Origin of the sequence: Mycobacterium paraense, from assembly GCF_002101815.1 — a bacterium.
Classification (GTDB): domain Bacteria; phylum Actinomycetota; class Actinomycetes; order Mycobacteriales; family Mycobacteriaceae; genus Mycobacterium; species Mycobacterium paraense.
Map to the genome: position 1 here is coordinate 212,482 of NZ_LQPM01000007.1, position 14,631 is coordinate 227,112.

The following is a 14,631-nucleotide window of genomic DNA, read 5'->3' on the forward strand; positions in this document are numbered from 1 at the left end:
ATGAAAATCGGTGGCCGGGGTAGTCCAGGTTGTCCACCCGTCCCGCCCCGCTGAGAAGAACGCGAGGAAGACCGCCATGCCCGACGACAGCGCCACCGCGACGGAACTGTCCCTTTTCGATCGCTGCGCGACCTACACCGCCGAATGGGCCTCCAAGCCTTCGTTTTTCGCGATCTGCGTGCTGGTGGTCGTCGCGTGGATACCGACGATCTGGGCGCTGCCCACCGTCGACACCTGGCAACTGGTCATCAACACCGTGACCAACATCATCACGTTCCTGCTCGTCGCCTTGCTGCAGAACACCCAGTCGCGCAGCGACCGCGCGGTGCAGCAAAAGCTCAACGCCATCGCCGAGGCGATGGGCGACCTGATGGACGAGCGCCGCCGCGGCTCGCTGACCGGCGCGGTCGGCGCGGAGCGGCGGATCGGCTCAGCCTGATACGCCCTCGATCAGGCCCCTTCGATCGGCAGGCACACCGTCGTCATGATCTTGTCCGCCAGCGTCTGCCGCTTGGCGTCCCAGAGCGGAAACAGGTAGCCGATGTAGCAGATGATCTGGTCGACGAAGTGCGCGAGCTGGCGCACGACCGACATCCCGAAGCCGATCGGCTGGCCGGTGACCTCGCTGACGACCTTGAACTTCATCACCGACTTGCCGATGCTCGAGCCGGTGGTGCCCTGGCGGTAGCCGTAGTTCCAGACCAGGTAGGCCAGCGCCAGCAGGACGGTCAACCAATACAGCAGCATGCCGATGCCGCTGGGCTGGCTGACGCAGTACTGGTTGACGCTGTACTGATTGATGTCGCTGACGCACGACTGCTGCGTGGTGAGCGCCTGGATGAGCACGCCGATACCGACCAGGACGGCCGCGGGGATGTTGTCGATGAGGAACGCCAGCACCCGGGTGAGCCACGGGGTGTACGACTCCGTCGGCAGGGCGCGGATGGCCGGCCCGGGCGGTGGGGGTGCGTAGCCGCCCGATGGCGGGGGCGGCGGCGGGTAGGAGCCGCCGCCGGGCGGCGGTGGCGGAGCTGCCGGGCCGCCGGGCCCAGGGGGTGGTTGGTAAGACTCGCCGGACGTCGGTTGATCGGTCATGGACAACCCTCCACTGAGTTAGCTGAACCAGGCCGCATTACAGTACCTGAGGGCCGCGCCCGCGAACGGGTTTAGGCGAGATTCGCGCCGCCGCCGGTCGGGGCTCCGCTAACGCCGCACGGTCGTCGTGCGGGGCCCCTCCGAGAGGAAGCCCAACAGGTCGTAGCGGGTGATGACCCCGACCGGTTTGCCCTCCTCCACCACCATCAGCGCGTCCCAGTCGCGCAGCGCCTTGCCGGCCGCGCTGACCAGCTCGCCGGCGCCGATCATCGGCAGCGGCGGGCTCATGTGCTGGGCGACGGCGTCGGCCAGCTTCGCCCGGCCCTCGAAGACGGCCGACAACAGCTCGCGCTCGGACACGCTGCCGGCCACCTCGCCGGCCATCACCGGCGGCTCGGCGCCCACCACGGGCATCTGCGACACCCCGTACTCGCGCAGGATGCCGATGGCGTCGCGCACGGTCTCCGACGGGTGGGTGTGCACCAGGTCGGGCAGCGCGCCCGATTTGCGGCGCAGCACGTCGCCGACGCTGAACTCCTCCGTCGAGCCGTCGAGGCGGGCCCGCAGGAACCCGTACGACGACATCCAGGCGTCGTTGAAGATCTTGGACATGTAGCCGCGCCCGCCGTCGGGCAGCAGGACCACGACCAGCGCGTCGGGCCCGGCTTCCTCGGCGACGCGGATCGCGGCGACGACCGCCATCCCGCACGACCCGCCGACGAGCATCGCCTCCTCGCGGGCCAGGCGCCGCGTCATGTTGAACGAGTCGGAGTCCGACACCGCGATGATCTGGTCGGGCACCGTGCGGTCGTAGGCCTGCGGCCAGAAGTCCTCGCCGACGCCCTCGACCAGGTAGGGCCGGCCGCTGCCGCCCGAATACACCGAGCCCTCGGGGTCCGCGCCGATGATGCGCACCCGGCCGCCGGACACCTCCTTGAGGTAGCGGCCCGCGCCGGTGATCGTGCCGCCGGTGCCGATGCCGGCGACGAAATGGGTGACCTTGCCGTCGGTATCGGCCCAGATCTCCGGGCCGGTGGTCGCGTAGTGGCTGGCCGGCCCTTCCGGGTTGGCGTACTGGTCGGGCTTCCAGGCGCCGTCGATTTCCGTGACGAGCCGGTCGGAGACGCTGTAGTAGCTGTCCGGGTGGTCGGGCGGCACCGCCGTCGGGCACACCACCACCTCGGCGCCGTAGGCGAGCAGCACGTTGCGCTTGTCCTCGCTGACCTTGTCGGGGCAGACGAACACGCACTTGTATCCGCGGTGCTGGGCGACCAGCGCGAGGCCGACGCCGGTGTTGCCCGACGTGGGCTCGACGATGGTGCCCCCGGGCTTGAGCTGCCCGCTGGCCTCGGCGGCGTCGATCATCTTGACCGCGATCCGGTCCTTCGAGCTGCCGCCGGGGTTGAGGTATTCGACCTTGGCCGCCACCGTGCCGGCGCCGTCCGGGACGACCGAGTTCAGCCGAACCAGCGGCGTCCCACCGATGAGGTCACTGATGTGCTGCGCGATCCGCATGCGTTCATCGTGTCAGGCGGGTTCGGGCGGCGCACACTCGCTAGCCGGTGGCCTCGCGAATGTAGTCGCCGATCTGGCGCAGCGAGCGGATGGCCTCGGGCACCAGCGGCGCGGCGAGCTGGAAGTCGTGCACCTGCCCGGGCCAGACCCGCACCTCGGCCGGCACGCCGACCGCGGCCAGCCGGGACGCCGCCAACTGCGCGTCGTGCAGCAGCACCTCGGATCCGGACACGTGGATGAGCGTGCGGGGCAGGCCGGGCTTGATGTGCTCCAGGGGCTCGTAAATCTCTTCGGGTTTGCCGTCGACGACATTCTTTTCGGCCGCGCTAGCAACCAACTCGACGAGCGCGTCGAACGCGTTGGCGGGGAACATCGCGTCGCTCTTGATGTTGGGGTGGGCCTGCTTGCATTCCTTTGCTAGCTGCAGCAGTGGCGAGATCGCCACCAGCGCCGCCGGCTCCTCGCCCTCCTCCTGGAGGCGTTGCGCCAGCGTCAGCGCGAGGTACCCGCCCGCGGAGTCACCGGCCAGCACGATCTGGTCCGGCTGGAAGCCGCGCTCGCGCAACCATTGGTAGGCGTCGTGGCAGTCGTCGAGCGCCATCCCGACCGAATGCTTGGGCAACAGCCGGTAGTTGACCACCAGCACGGGGGTGTCAGCAAACTCCGACAGGGCCTCGACGAGCCGGCCGTGGGAGTTTGCTCCACAGGTCAAGAACGCGCCGCCGTGCAGATACACCACGATCCGCCGGGTGCCGTCGGCGGGGAGCACCCCGGGCGCGCGCACCAGCTGCGCGGAAGCATTGGGCAAGTTCACGGTCTCGCGGACCGTCGCGGAGACGGGGAGCAGGACGCGGGCGGCGGCGTCGATGAGGCCCCACGGCCAGGGAAAGTTGGGGGCGTGGCTGCCTGCGGCCAGAACCGGCCGGATCGTCAGCCTTGACGCGAGGTTAGCTACCCGTGCAGCAACGCTGGGCCCGGACTCGAGTACCTCGACCGGTGCGCCGTCGCTGATTGCAAATCTGCGTGCCTCAACTCTACGTCGCTTGAGGACCTCGTGTGGCCGAACGGTATTCCGGGGTGACCCGGATACCTTGCTGGGTGCGGTCATGCTCAACACTTCCTACGCCGTTGTAGTGCGATACAGCATGTGACGAGGCAGCCAATCGTCTGGTTCAGCCCGACTTCCCAGGGCGTTCAGCCAACCCCTAAAACTTAGCTTGACAGGCGTTACTGAGTAGAACGTTTGAAGAATCTGATTTGATACCACATTTGATTCACAACGTGACCGCATTGTTGATAACCCGCCCGCGCAAACCCCGGAGCGGATCTAAACTGATTTTGTGACCATCCGGGTGCCGCGTCGTTCGACGATCGCCCTGGCCACTGCGGGTGCGCTCGCCTCGACGGGCACGGCCTATCTGGGCGCACGCAACCTGCTCGTCGGCCAGGCGGCGCACACGCGCACCGTCATCCCGAAGGCCTGGGACATCCCGCCCCGCGCCGACGGCGTGTACAGCCCCGGCGGGGGCCCCGTGCAGCGGTGGCAGCGCGGCATGTCCGTCGACGTGCACCTGATGATCTTCGGCGACTCCACCGCCACCGGGTACGGGTGCATGAGCGCCGAGGAGGTGCCCGGTGTGCTGATCGCGCGCGGGCTGGCCGAACGGAGCGGCAAGCCCGTTCGCCTGAGCACCAAGGCCATCGTCGGCGCCACGTCGAAGGGCGTCGCCGGCCAGGTCGACGCGATGTTCGTGGCCGGGCCGCCGCCGGACGTGGCCGTGATGATGCTGGGCGCCAACGACGTCACCGCCCTCAACGGCATCAGCCAATCCGCGCAGCGGCTGGCCATGACCGTGCGCAAGCTGCGCTCCCGCGGGGCCGTCGTGGTGGTCGGCACCTGCCCGGATCTGGGGGTCATCACCGCCATCCCGCAACCGCTTCGCTCGCTGGCGCACGCCCGCACGTCGCAGCTGGCCCGCGCGCAGACCGCGGCCGTGCGCGGGGCCGGCGGTGTGCCGGTCCCGATGGCCCAGCTGCTGGCACCCCAATTCCGGGCCAAGCGCGAGCTGATGTTCTCCGCCGACGGCTACCACCCCTCGCCCACCGCGTACGCGCTGGCCGCCGAGGCGCTGCTGGCCGCGGTGTGCGACGCGCTGGGCGTCGAAACCGAAAGCCTGCTACCCGACGTCCTGGCCCCCACCAGCGCGCCGGTGCTGGGTGCGGCCCACACGCGGCTGAGCGTGATGTCGCGGCTGTGGCGGCGGCCGGCGTCGGAATCCGCCGCCCCGTCTGCGTGGGCACCCGCCGCCACCGACTAGATTTGGTGTGGCCCGTCGCGGTGTGAACGCACACCCGCCCACTTAGCGAGCCCGCATCCGCTGGAAGGAACAGCCATGCCCGAAGCCGTCATCGTCTCAGCCGCTCGCTCACCGATCGGCCGCGCCATGAAGGGGTCGCTGGTCAGCATGCGGCCCGACGACCTTGCCGCTCAGATGGTGCGCGCTGCGCTCGACAAGGTGCCCGCGCTCAACCCGCACCAGATCGACGACCTGATCCTGGGCTGTGGCCTGCCGGGCGGCGAATCCGGCTTCAACATGGCCCGCGTCGTGGCCGTCGAGCTCGGCTACGACTTTTTGCCCGGCACCACCGTCAACCGGTACTGCTCGTCGTCGCTGCAGACCACGCGCATGGCGTTCCACGCGATCAAGGCCGGCGAGGGCGACGCGTTCATCTCGGCCGGCGTGGAGACCGTCTCACGCTTCGGCAAGGGCAACTCCGACTCGTGGCCCGACACCAAGAACCCGCTGTTCGACGAGGCCCAGGAGCGTTCGGCCGCGGCCGCGGCCGGCGCCGACGAATGGCACGACCCCCGCGCCGACGGGAACCTGCCCGACGTGTACATCGCGATGGGTCAGACCGCGGAGAACGTCGCCATCATGACGGGCATCAGCCGCGAGGACCAGGACCGCTGGGGCGTGCGCAGCCAGAACCGGGCCGAGGAGGCGATCAAGAGCGGCTTCTTCGAGCGCGAGATCACCCCGGTGACCCTGCCCGACGGGACCACCGTCAGCACCGACGACGGCCCGCGTGCCGGGACCACCTACGAGAAGGTCTCCGAGCTCAAGCCGGTGTTCCGGCCCAACGGCACCGTCACCGCGGGCAACGCCTGCCCGCTCAACGACGGCGCGGCCGCCCTGGTGATCACCAGCGACACCAAGGCCAAGGAGCTGGGCCTGACGCCGCTGGCGCGCATCGTGTCCACCGCCGTCAGCGGGCTGTCGCCGGAGATCATGGGGCTGGGCCCCATCGAGGCGTGCAAGAAGGCGCTGGCGCGGGCCGGCATGTCGATCGGCGACATCGACCTGTACGAGATCAACGAGGCGTTCGCGGTGCAGGTGCTGGGCTCCGCGCGCGAGCTGGGCATGGACGAGGACAAGCTGAACGTGTCCGGCGGGGCGATCGCGCTGGGTCACCCGTTCGGCATGACCGGCGCCCGCATCGCCACCACGCTGCTCAACAACCTGCAGACGCACGACAAGACGCTGGGCCTGGAGAGCATGTGCGTCGGCGGCGGCCAGGGCATGGCGATGGTGATCGAGCGGCTCAGCTGAGCTGATTGCCGCGTTGACTCTGCGTTCGTGGCGCAAAAGTCCGAGTAGATCGCGCCATCAGCGCAGAGTCAGCGCTTCGTCCGAGCGTCCCAGGCATGGCGCACCCTGCGAATGACATCGCCCGGCCGTTACGCGCCACGACCCTGATGACGGTCCAGCCGACGCGATGGACGTACTCCTGCCGGTCGACGTCCCATGCGTACTGGGCCGGATCTGTCCAATGCTGTTCGCCGTCGTACTCCACGGCCAACATCATGGCGTCCCAACCCATATCGAGGAAGTACCGGGGAAAGCCGTCCGCCCCCGGGACGGGGATCTGCGTCCGCGGCTTCGGGAAGCCCGCGTTGATCAGCTGGAGCCGTAGCCACGTTTCCTTCGGCGACTGAGCTCCCGCGTCGACCAGGTCCAGCGCCCGCTGGAGTTGACGCAGGCCACGCGCATGACGGTGGTTGCCGGCCAGTTCCTCAACATCTCTGGCCTTGAAGTCGGTCGCTGCGGCGAGCGCATCGAGGCGAGCAACAGCCAGGCCGATGGCCCCCCGCCGGCCGAGGTCGAACGCTGTGCGCTGGGGCGTCGTCACGTACAGACCATCGAGCCGCGCGGATTCGTCACCCAACAGAAGCTCGTCGCGCGTCACGACGCCTCGCGGCGCTCTCGCGTTGCGCCAGATCAATTCGATCGGCGTGTCGTCGTCGACCCACTTGGCGCCGTGCATCGCCGATGCCGCGGCGCCGGCTACCACTCCCTCCCGGCGCGACCAGAGCCAGGCAGCCTTGGCGCGCTGTCGCAGTGACGGTTCAAGACGCTTTTCCACGTAGACATTCGGCATGATCGCGCGGTAGTACTTGCGCAGCTCATGCCGGCTGACTTCGCCGGCGGCAAGCGCCTCGGTACCGATGAACGGTTGGCGGACAGGCTCCATCTCGGCATCGTGGCGGCCTCCACCGACATCGCCGCTGATCCTGCGTCCACGCAGCAGAAGTGCGAGTGGGGCCCGCCGTCAGCGCATAGTCGACGCGAAAGCGAGCGCGCACGAAAAAGGCCGGCACCGCGGTGCCGGCCTTCTTCGTTGCAGCGAGCTAGTCGTTCTGCAGGTAACTCAGCAGACGCAAGATCTCGATGTACAGCCAGACCAGCGTCACCGTGAGGCCCAGCGCGATGCCCCAGGCCGCCTTCTCCGGCGCACCCGCGCGGACCATCTGGTCGGCGGCGTCGAAGTCGATCAGGAAGCTGAAGGCGGCGATGGCGATGCACACCAGCGAGAAGATGATCGCGACGGTTCCGCCGCTGCGCAGGCCCAGGCCCGTGCCGCCGTTCACGTGGAACAGCGCCAGCACGAAGTTGCCGAGCATCAGGGCCAGCACCCCGAACAACGCGGCGACCACCATGCGGGTGAATTTCGGCGTGACCCGGATGGCGCCGGTCTTGTAGACCACGAGCATCCCGAAGAACACGCCGAAGGTGCCCAGCACGGCCTCGCCGATGAGCGCACCGGCGTTGGCGTTGGAGACCTGGAAGTTGGCGAAGATGAAGGAAATCGCGCCGAGGAAAAGTCCCTCGAGAACGGCGTAGCTGAGCACGATCGCGGGGCTGTCCTGCTTGCGGCCGAAGGTCGCGATGAGGACCAGACCCAGGCCGCCGAGCGCGCCGATGAGGGTCAGCGGCATCGCCAGCGCGAGGTTGGACGCCACCAGGAAGTAGGACACGACGGCGGCGGCGGTCAGCACGGCCAGCGTCATGCCGGTCTTGGTGACGACGTCGTCGATGGTCAGCGGACGGGAAGCTTTGGTCTCCTGGTAGGGAGCAGCCATGTAGGGGTCGGCCTGGTAGTAGCCTGGGGCCGCTCCAGTGCCGAATTGCGCGTATCCGCCCTGCTGCTTGGGCAGCGACCGAAATACCGGGTTACTTGTCTCCCGCACCGTCGGATCCTCTCTATGGGACTGTGGGTTCGAGCTGTGCGAACAACTGCTCAACGACCAGAGGGCCGCCCGGGTTCCCAGCGGACCTGCTGTTTCTCTAGGTTTCGGGACTTTTGTTGTTGTCGTCCGGTCAAACATAAACCTTACCCGCGGGCATCGCTTCAGTCGTGACGATCTAGATTGCTGGTCGAGACCGGGCGGCGATGGGAGGCTGGGGCGTTGACTGAGGAAGCTGCGGAGCCCGATGAGGTCCTGACCCGGGTCGACGGCGGAGTCGGACTGATCACGCTCAACCGCCCCAAGGCCATCAACTCGCTGAATCAGAACATGGTGGACGCGTTAAGCGCCGTGCTCACCCGCTGGGAAAGCGACGACGCGGTGGGCGCGGTGGTGCTGGCGGGGACGGGCGAGCGCGGCCTGTGCGCCGGCGGCGACGTCGTCGCGGTCTACCACAGCGCCCGCAAGGACGGCGTCGAGGTACGGAAGTTCTGGCGCGACGAGTATCTGCTCAACGGCCAGATCGGCAGGTTCGCCAAGCCGTATGTGTCGCTGATGGACGGCATCGTGATGGGTGGCGGCGTCGGCGTCAGCGCGCACGGCAGCGTGCGCGTGGTGACCGAAACCTCAAAGGTGGCAATGCCTGAGGTGGGCATCGGGTTCGTCCCCGACGTCGGCGGGGCGTTTCTGCTTTCCCGGGCCCCGGGCGAGCTGGGGCTCTACGCCGCCCTGACCGGGGCGCCGTTCTCCGGATCCGACGCCATCGCCATGGGATTCGCCGATTACTACGTGCCGCACGGTGACCTCGACGCGTTCGCCGCGGCGGTCGTGGCCGACGGCATCGACGCCGCGCTGGCCGCCCACGCAATCGAGCCGCCACCGAGTGAGCTTGTGGCGCAACGCTATTGGATCGACGAGTGTTTTACCGGCGACACCGTGGCGGACATCGTGGCCGCGCTGCGCGGGCACGGCGCCGGACCGGCCAACGAGGCGGCCGACCTGATCGCCACCCGCTCCCCCATCGCCGTGTCGGTGGCGCTGGAGGCGGTGCGCAGGGCCGCCAAGATGGACACGCTGGAAGACGTTCTGGTGCAGGACTATCGGGTGTCGAGCGCGTCGGCGCGCTCGCACGACCTGGTGGAGGGCATCCGCGCGCAGATCATCGACAAAGATCGCAATCCGAAATGGTCGCCGGCGACGCTGGCCGACATCACCGCGGCTGACGTCGAGGCGTATTTCGCGCCCGTCGACGACGACCTGACGTTCTAGAAAGGCGGTTCGGGTGACCGACAACTTCGAAACCATCCTTGTCGAGCGCGACCAGCGGGTCGCGATCATCACGCTGAACCGGCCGCAGGCGCTCAACGCGCTCAACAGCCAGGTGATGCGCGAAGTGACCAGCGCGGCAACCGAACTGGACAACGACCCCGGCATCGGGGCGATCGTCATCACCGGTTCGGCGAAGGCGTTCGCGGCCGGGGCCGACATCAAGGAAATGGCGGCCTTGACGTTCGCCGACGCGTTCGACGCCGACTTCTTCGGCGCCTGGGGCAAACTGGCCGCCGTCCGCACCCCCACGATCGCCGCGGTGGCCGGTCACGCGCTGGGCGGCGGCTGCGAACTGGCGATGATGTGCGACCTGCTGATCGCGGCCGACACCGCGAAGTTCGGCCAGCCGGAGATCAAACTCGGTGTGCTGCCGGGCATGGGCGGCTCGCAGCGGCTCACCCGCGCCATCGGCAAGGCCAAGGCCATGGACCTCATCCTCACCGGTCGCACCATCGACGCCGCGGAAGCCGAACGGAGCGGCCTGGTTTCGCGGGTGGTGCCGGCCGACGACCTGCTGGCCGAGGCCAAGGCCGTCGCCACCACGATCTCGCAGATGTCGCGGTCCGCGGCGCGGATGGCCAAAGAGGCCGTCAACCGCGCCTTCGAATCCACGCTGTCCGAAGGGCTTCTCTACGAACGCAGGCTGTTCCATTCGACGTTCGCGACCGAGGACCAGTCCGAGGGAATGGCGGCATTCATCGAGAAGCGGGCTGCAAACTTCACCCACCGATAGGACCCTTCGATGAGCGAGCCGAGTCAGGCGACGACCGCCCCTCCAGACGAAGCCGACCGCGAAGCCGAGCCGGAAGTCCGCGAGGCTCGCGAACCCCGCTCGCCCAAGAGGCCTTGGTGGATACGCCATTACACGTTCATGGGCACCACGGTCGGCCTGATCTTCATCTGGTTCTCGATGACGCCGTCGCTGCTGCCGCGCGGCGCGCTGTTCCAGGGACTGGTCAGCGGCATTTCCGGCGCGATCGGCTACGGGTTCGGGGTCTTCGGCGTGTGGCTGGTCCGCTTCATGCGCACCAAGAACTACAGCCCGCCCGCGCCGCGCTGGGCGTGGATGGTGCTGATCCCGGTCGGCGCGGCCGGCATGGTGGTGATGGCGATCCGGTTCCACGTCTGGCAGGACCGGGTGCGCGACCTGATGGGCGTGCAGCACCTGAAGTGGTACGACTACCCGGTGGCCGCCGGCCTGTCGCTGGTCGTGCTGTTCACGCTGGTCGAAATCGGCCAGTTCATCCGGTGGCTGGTCCGTTTTCTGGTCGAACAGCTGGATCGCGTTGCGCCGTTTCGCCTTTCGGTGACCATCGTCATCGTGGTGCTCATGGTGCTGACCATCACGCTGCTCAACGGCGTCGTGCTCAAGTTCGCCATGCGCACCATGAACAACACCTTCGCCTCGGCCAACAACGAGATGAGTCCCGACACCGCGGCCCCGAAAACGCCGCTGCGGTCCGGCGGTCCGCAGTCGCTGGTGTCGTGGGAGTCGCTGGGCCATCAGGGCCGCATCTTCGTGCAGGCCGGCCCGACCGTCGCCCAACTCACCGCCTTCAACGGGGCTCCGGCCGCCGAACCGATCCGGGCCTACGCCGGGCTGAATTCCGCCGACGACATCATCGCGACCGCGGACCTGGCGGCGCGTGAGTTGCAGCGCACCGGCGGCCTGCAACGCGCGGTGGTCGCGGTCGGCACCACCACCGGCACCGGCTGGATCAACGAGGCCGAAGCGGACGCGCTCGAGTACATGTACAACGGCAACACCGCGATCGTGAGCATGCAGTATTCCTTCCTGCCCAGCTGGCTGTCGTTCCTGGTGGACAAGGAGAACGCCCGCCACGCGGGCCAGGCGCTGTTCGAGGCGGTGGACAGGCTGATCCGGCAGATGCCCGAGGGGCAACGCCCGAAGCTCGTCGTGTTCGGCGAGAGCCTGGGCTCGTTCGGCGGCGAGGCGCCGTTCATGAGCCTGAACAACGTCCTGGCGCGGACCGACGGCGCGCTGTTCAGCGGACCGACGTTCCAGAACACCATCTGGACCGATCTGACCTCCACCCGCGACAGCGGTTCGCCGGAGTGGTTGCCGATCTACAACGACGGCAGGAACGTCCGATTCGTCGCCCGCCCAAGCGATTTGCAGCGCCCCAACGCGCCGTGGGACCACCCGCGGGTGGTCTATCTACAGCACGCCTCGGACCCGATCGCCTGGTGGACCCCCGACCTGTTGTTCGCCAAGCCGGACTGGCTGCGGGAAAAGCGCGGCTATGACGTGCTGCCCGAGACCTACTGGATCCCGGTGGTGACGTTCCTTCAGGTCACCGCGGACATGGCGGTGGCCGTGGACGTGCCGGCCGGACATGGTCACCACTACGTCGCCGATGTGGCCGACGGCTGGGCCGCCGTGCTGTCACCGCCCGGTTGGACCGACGACAAGACCGCCAAACTGCGGCCGCTGCTGCATTCCGACGCCACCTCCACCGGGTAGCTAGAGCCAGCGGCGAACGGTGCTGCCCGTGCGTGCCAGCGTGCCCGGGCCGGCGGGCGTGCTGATCAATTCCTCGAGGACACCCGATCCGGCCAGCGCCTGATAGCCGCCGATGACGTCGGTGGCGCGGTGCAGCCCGATGTCGAGCAGCGCGGCCGCCGCCAGGCTGGACGTGTAGCCCTCCGAGCAGACGATCACCCACTCGACGTCGTCGTTGACGGCCTCGGGCAGCTTGGCGTCGCTGGTCGGGTCGCAGCGCCACTCGAGGACATTGCGCTCGATGACCAGCGCGCCCGGCAGCTCGCCCTCGCGCAACCGCTGGGTCTGCGGCCGGATGTCGACGAGCACGGCCCCGCGCCGCAGCGCCTCGGGCACCTCGATGGCGCGCAGGCGGCGAAAGCGGCGCCGGGCCGACCTCAGGACTACGTCGATGCGGCTCATCAGGATCCCTCCGGTTGATCGGTCAGTTCGGTGCGCTCGCGGCGCAACGTGTTGCGGTCGGTGACCTCGTAATACGACATCGCCGTCAGCGGCGGCGAGTAGGCGTGCACGCTCAGGGTCGGCTGCACGGCCGCGGGCGCCGCCTTCGTCGTCGGTTGCGGAACGGGCCGCGGCGCCCACACCACGTCGTGCACCCAGCCCAGCGGGAACCCGGCCTGATCGCCGGCGTCCAACCGGCGCCGGCGCAATCCCTTTCCGTCCCAGCGGAATTCGCTGAGTGAGCCGGACACCACGGTCAGCGCGCCCAGCGACCCGCCGTGGTCGTGCAACTCGGTGGCGTGACCGGGCACCCAGCTGATCAGCCAGACGTCCAGTTCCCCGTCGCCGTGAATGCGGGTGAACCAGCGCTTGGATGCCGGCACCCCGCCCCGGGGTAACAGGTGGTCGAAGCGCCCGCTGAGGACGTGATCGGCGGCCTGGTCGGTGGCGTGCAGCAGGTCGGGCACCCGCAGCCGCGTGGGCCCCGACGCGGGCTTGAGGGGCGAGGAGACGACGGCAGGCGTCGCGAAAGAAACGGACATTCGAGGAGCTCCAGGGTCAACGGATGGGCAAGCGGCGGCGTGTTAGGGCCGACAACACTCGCAAAATCCGAAGCGCTCCATCACGGTCGCCAGTGTTGCATAGATTGAGACGGTGCGCCGTTGCCGTCATCGCCCCGGGCAGTCGAGCGCCCTTGTCGTCGCGGCGCTCGTCGTGGCGCTGACGGGCTGCTCGCACGGCGGGCCCGGCGGCACGGCGACGGCCCCGTCGGCGCGCCCGTCGAGCATCCCCCGCGGCCCCGGCTCGGCACCGCCGGGCGCCATCGGGCTCAGCCCGGGCGGGGTGACGACCAGGGTCGACGTCCCCGCGGATTCGACCGAGGAGGAGTATTTCCAGGCCTGTCACGCCGCAAAAGTGTGGATGGAAACCCAGCCCAGGACGGGTGCGTCGCTGTTCGAGCCGTACCTGGCGATGGTGCAGGCGTCGCCTTCGGGGACACCCGGCACCTGGGGCACCCGCTGGTCGGAGCTGACGCTGGCCCGGCAGGCGGCCGTGATCACCGCCGCGCGGGCGGCCGCCGGCGACGAATGCGGGTAAGGCCGGCGCTTTCGGCAATTGTGATCACGCGTACGAAAAGTGCGGATCGCGGCCGCCGCCGCGCAGAATGAACGCATGCCGCGTCGCTCATCACCCACCCGGGTGGCGCTGGCGCTGGGCAGCGGCGGCGCCCGCGGCTACGCCCACATCGGCGTCATCGAGGCGCTGCGGGCGCGCGGCTACGAGGTGGTCGGGGTCGCCGGTTCCTCGATGGGCGCGATGGTCGGCGGCCTGCACGCGGCGGGGCGCCTCGACGAGTTCGCCGATTGGGCGAAGTCCCTGACGCAGCGCACCATCCTGCGCCTGCTGGACCCGTCGATCAGCGCGGCCGGCGTGCTGCGGGCCGGGAAGATCCTGGATGCGGTGCGCGACATCCTCGGGCCGGTGTCTATCGAGGAGTTGCCCATCCCCTTCACCGCGGTCGCCACCGACCTGCTGGCCGGCAAGTCGGTGTGGTTTCAGCGCGGCCCCCTCGACGAGGCGATCCGCGCGTCCATCGCGATTCCGGGGGTGATCGCGCCACACGCGTTCGACGGGCGCCTGCTGGCCGACGGCGGCATCCTCGACCCGCTGCCGATGGCGCCGATCGCAGCGGTGAACGCCGACCTGACCATCGCGGTCAGCCTCAGCGGCAGCGAGGCCGGCGGCATCGAAGACCACCGCGACGCGGAACCGGGGGCCACCGTCGAGTGGCTCAGCCGCATGGTGCGCAGCACCTCCGCGCTGCTGGACACCGCGGCGGCGCGGTCGCTGCTGGACCGGCCGACCGCGCGAGCGGTGCTCGGCCGGTTCGGGTCCGACGATGCCGAGGCCGAGGACGTCGGCCCCGATGACATCGCCGACCTTCCCGCGGTTCCCAAGCTGGGCAGCTTCGAGGTGATGAACCGCACGATCGACATCGCCCAGGCCGCGCTGGCGCGCCACACGCTGGCGGCCTATCCACCGGACCTGCTGATCGAGGTGCCGCGTTCAACGTGCCGGGGCCTGGAATTTCACCGGGCGGTGGAGGTCATCGCCGCGGGCCGGGCGCTGGCCAATGAGGCCCTCGACGGTCTGGAGGCCGAGCCGGAACAGGCCGCGCCGCCCGCGCTCGACGGCTGAG

At 69.0% G+C, this 14,631-nt stretch carries 14 protein-coding genes and 1 pseudogene; 8 read left to right on the top strand and 7 right to left on the bottom strand.

The features are described from left to right. Positions 1 to 76 precede the first annotated feature (76 nt). Positions 77 to 439, top strand: a complete 363-nt coding sequence (locus AWB89_RS05970) for a low affinity iron permease family protein (RefSeq protein WP_085172200.1) — start codon at positions 77 to 79, stop codon at positions 437 to 439. 11 nt (positions 440 to 450) lie between these two features. Here the strand turns inward: AWB89_RS05970 and AWB89_RS05975 are convergent, their stop codons facing one another. The 3 genes from AWB89_RS05975 to AWB89_RS05985 form a co-directional block, all read right to left on the bottom strand. Then, entirely contained in the window at positions 451 to 1,095 is a 645-nt protein-coding gene (locus AWB89_RS05975; RefSeq protein ID WP_085099435.1) for an RDD family protein, read from the bottom strand. Between the two features lie 108 nt (positions 1,096 to 1,203). Further along, complete coding sequence (locus AWB89_RS05980) at positions 1,204 to 2,610, bottom strand: cystathionine beta-synthase (protein ID WP_085099433.1); 1,407 nt, start codon at positions 2,608 to 2,610, stop codon at positions 1,204 to 1,206. A 40-nt stretch (positions 2,611 to 2,650) separates the two neighbouring features. Beyond that, complete coding sequence (locus AWB89_RS05985; protein WP_085172201.1) at positions 2,651 to 3,718, bottom strand: alpha/beta hydrolase; 1,068 nt, start codon at positions 3,716 to 3,718, stop codon at positions 2,651 to 2,653. Positions 3,719 to 3,950: 232 nt separating this feature from the next. On the opposite strand from AWB89_RS05985, the gene AWB89_RS05990 reads away from it, so the two are divergent. Both AWB89_RS05990 and AWB89_RS05995 read left to right on the top strand, forming a co-directional pair. Continuing rightward, a complete protein-coding gene (locus AWB89_RS05990; RefSeq protein WP_085099427.1) occupies positions 3,951 to 4,928 on the top strand; it encodes an SGNH/GDSL hydrolase family protein in 978 nt (325 codons plus the stop codon). Positions 4,929 to 5,003: 75 nt separating this feature from the next. Further along, positions 5,004 to 6,221 (top strand): acetyl-CoA C-acetyltransferase, encoded by a 1,218-nt coding sequence (locus AWB89_RS05995; protein ID WP_085099424.1) that lies wholly within the window; start codon positions 5,004 to 5,006, stop codon positions 6,219 to 6,221. 68 nt (positions 6,222 to 6,289) lie between these two features. Here the strand turns inward: AWB89_RS05995 and AWB89_RS06000 are convergent. After that, positions 6,290 to 7,143 (bottom strand): annotated as a pseudogene (locus AWB89_RS06000) (endonuclease domain-containing protein). A 157-nt stretch (positions 7,144 to 7,300) separates the two neighbouring features. Further along, positions 7,301 to 8,140: a Bax inhibitor-1/YccA family protein gene (locus tag AWB89_RS06005; protein WP_085099419.1), complete on the bottom strand. Its 840-nt coding sequence runs from the start codon at positions 8,138 to 8,140 to the stop codon at positions 7,301 to 7,303. Positions 8,141 to 8,359: 219 nt separating this feature from the next. Here AWB89_RS06005 and AWB89_RS06010 point away from each other — a divergent pair, with 219 nt between their 5' ends. Genes AWB89_RS06010 through AWB89_RS06020 form a run of 3 tightly spaced genes read left to right on the top strand, consistent with a single transcriptional unit; the run spans position 8,360 to position 11,951 of the window. Next, a complete protein-coding gene (locus tag AWB89_RS06010) occupies positions 8,360 to 9,406 on the top strand; it encodes an enoyl-CoA hydratase/isomerase family protein (RefSeq protein ID WP_085099873.1) in 1,047 nt (348 codons plus the stop codon). Positions 9,407 to 9,419: 13 nt separating this feature from the next. Beyond that, entirely contained in the window at positions 9,420 to 10,199 is a 780-nt protein-coding gene (locus tag AWB89_RS06015) for an enoyl-CoA hydratase (RefSeq protein ID WP_085099416.1), read from the top strand. Positions 10,200 to 10,208: 9 nt separating this feature from the next. Beyond that, positions 10,209 to 11,951 carry an alpha/beta hydrolase gene (locus tag AWB89_RS06020; RefSeq protein WP_085099413.1) on the top strand — a complete coding sequence of 581 codons (1,743 nt, stop codon included), beginning with the start codon at positions 10,209 to 10,211 and terminating at the stop codon, positions 11,949 to 11,951. On the opposite strand, the gene AWB89_RS06025 is transcribed toward AWB89_RS06020, so the two are convergent. Next, complete coding sequence (locus tag AWB89_RS06025) at positions 11,952 to 12,392, bottom strand: rhodanese-like domain-containing protein (protein ID WP_085172203.1); 441 nt, start codon at positions 12,390 to 12,392, stop codon at positions 11,952 to 11,954. Beyond that, positions 12,392 to 12,973, bottom strand: coding sequence for a cysteine dioxygenase (locus AWB89_RS06030; RefSeq protein WP_085099408.1), 582 nt, complete (start codon positions 12,971 to 12,973; stop codon positions 12,392 to 12,394). Before AWB89_RS06030 ends, AWB89_RS06025 begins: the two co-directional genes overlap by 1 nt. 112 nt (positions 12,974 to 13,085) lie before the next feature. Between AWB89_RS06030 and AWB89_RS06035 the strand changes: the two genes are divergently transcribed. Together AWB89_RS06035 and AWB89_RS06040 are read left to right on the top strand one after the other, a co-directional pair. Continuing rightward, positions 13,086 to 13,529: a lipoprotein LpqV gene (locus AWB89_RS06035; RefSeq protein WP_085099404.1), complete on the top strand. Its 444-nt coding sequence runs from the start codon at positions 13,086 to 13,088 to the stop codon at positions 13,527 to 13,529. Between the two features lie 75 nt (positions 13,530 to 13,604). After that, positions 13,605 to 14,630, top strand: coding sequence for a patatin-like phospholipase family protein (locus AWB89_RS06040; RefSeq protein ID WP_142282464.1), 1,026 nt, complete (start codon positions 13,605 to 13,607; stop codon positions 14,628 to 14,630). The last annotated feature ends 1 nt before the right edge of the window (position 14,631 follow it).

What these genes read in the sequence shown, in the direction of transcription:
- AWB89_RS05970 (WP_085172200.1), top strand. Translation starts at nt 77, where the DNA reads ATGCCCGACGACAGCGCCACCGCGACGGAACTGTCCCTTTTCGATCGC.
- AWB89_RS05975 (WP_085099435.1), bottom strand. Translation starts at nt 1,095, where the DNA reads ATGACCGATCAACCGACGTCCGGCGAGTCTTACCAACCACCCCCTGGG.
- AWB89_RS05980 (WP_085099433.1), bottom strand. Translation starts at nt 2,610, where the DNA reads ATGCGGATCGCGCAGCACATCAGTGACCTCATCGGTGGGACGCCGCTG.
- AWB89_RS05985 (WP_085172201.1), bottom strand. Translation starts at nt 3,718, where the DNA reads ATGACCGCACCCAGCAAGGTATCCGGGTCACCCCGGAATACCGTTCGG.
- AWB89_RS05995 (WP_085099424.1), top strand. Translation starts at nt 5,004, where the DNA reads ATGCCCGAAGCCGTCATCGTCTCAGCCGCTCGCTCACCGATCGGCCGC.
- AWB89_RS06020 (WP_085099413.1), top strand. Translation starts at nt 10,209, where the DNA reads ATGAGCGAGCCGAGTCAGGCGACGACCGCCCCTCCAGACGAAGCCGAC.
- AWB89_RS06025 (WP_085172203.1), bottom strand. Translation starts at nt 12,392, where the DNA reads ATGAGCCGCATCGACGTAGTCCTGAGGTCGGCCCGGCGCCGCTTTCGC.
- AWB89_RS06030 (WP_085099408.1), bottom strand. Translation starts at nt 12,973, where the DNA reads ATGTCCGTTTCTTTCGCGACGCCTGCCGTCGTCTCCTCGCCCCTCAAG.
- AWB89_RS06040 (WP_142282464.1), top strand. Translation starts at nt 13,605, where the DNA reads ATGCCGCGTCGCTCATCACCCACCCGGGTGGCGCTGGCGCTGGGCAGC.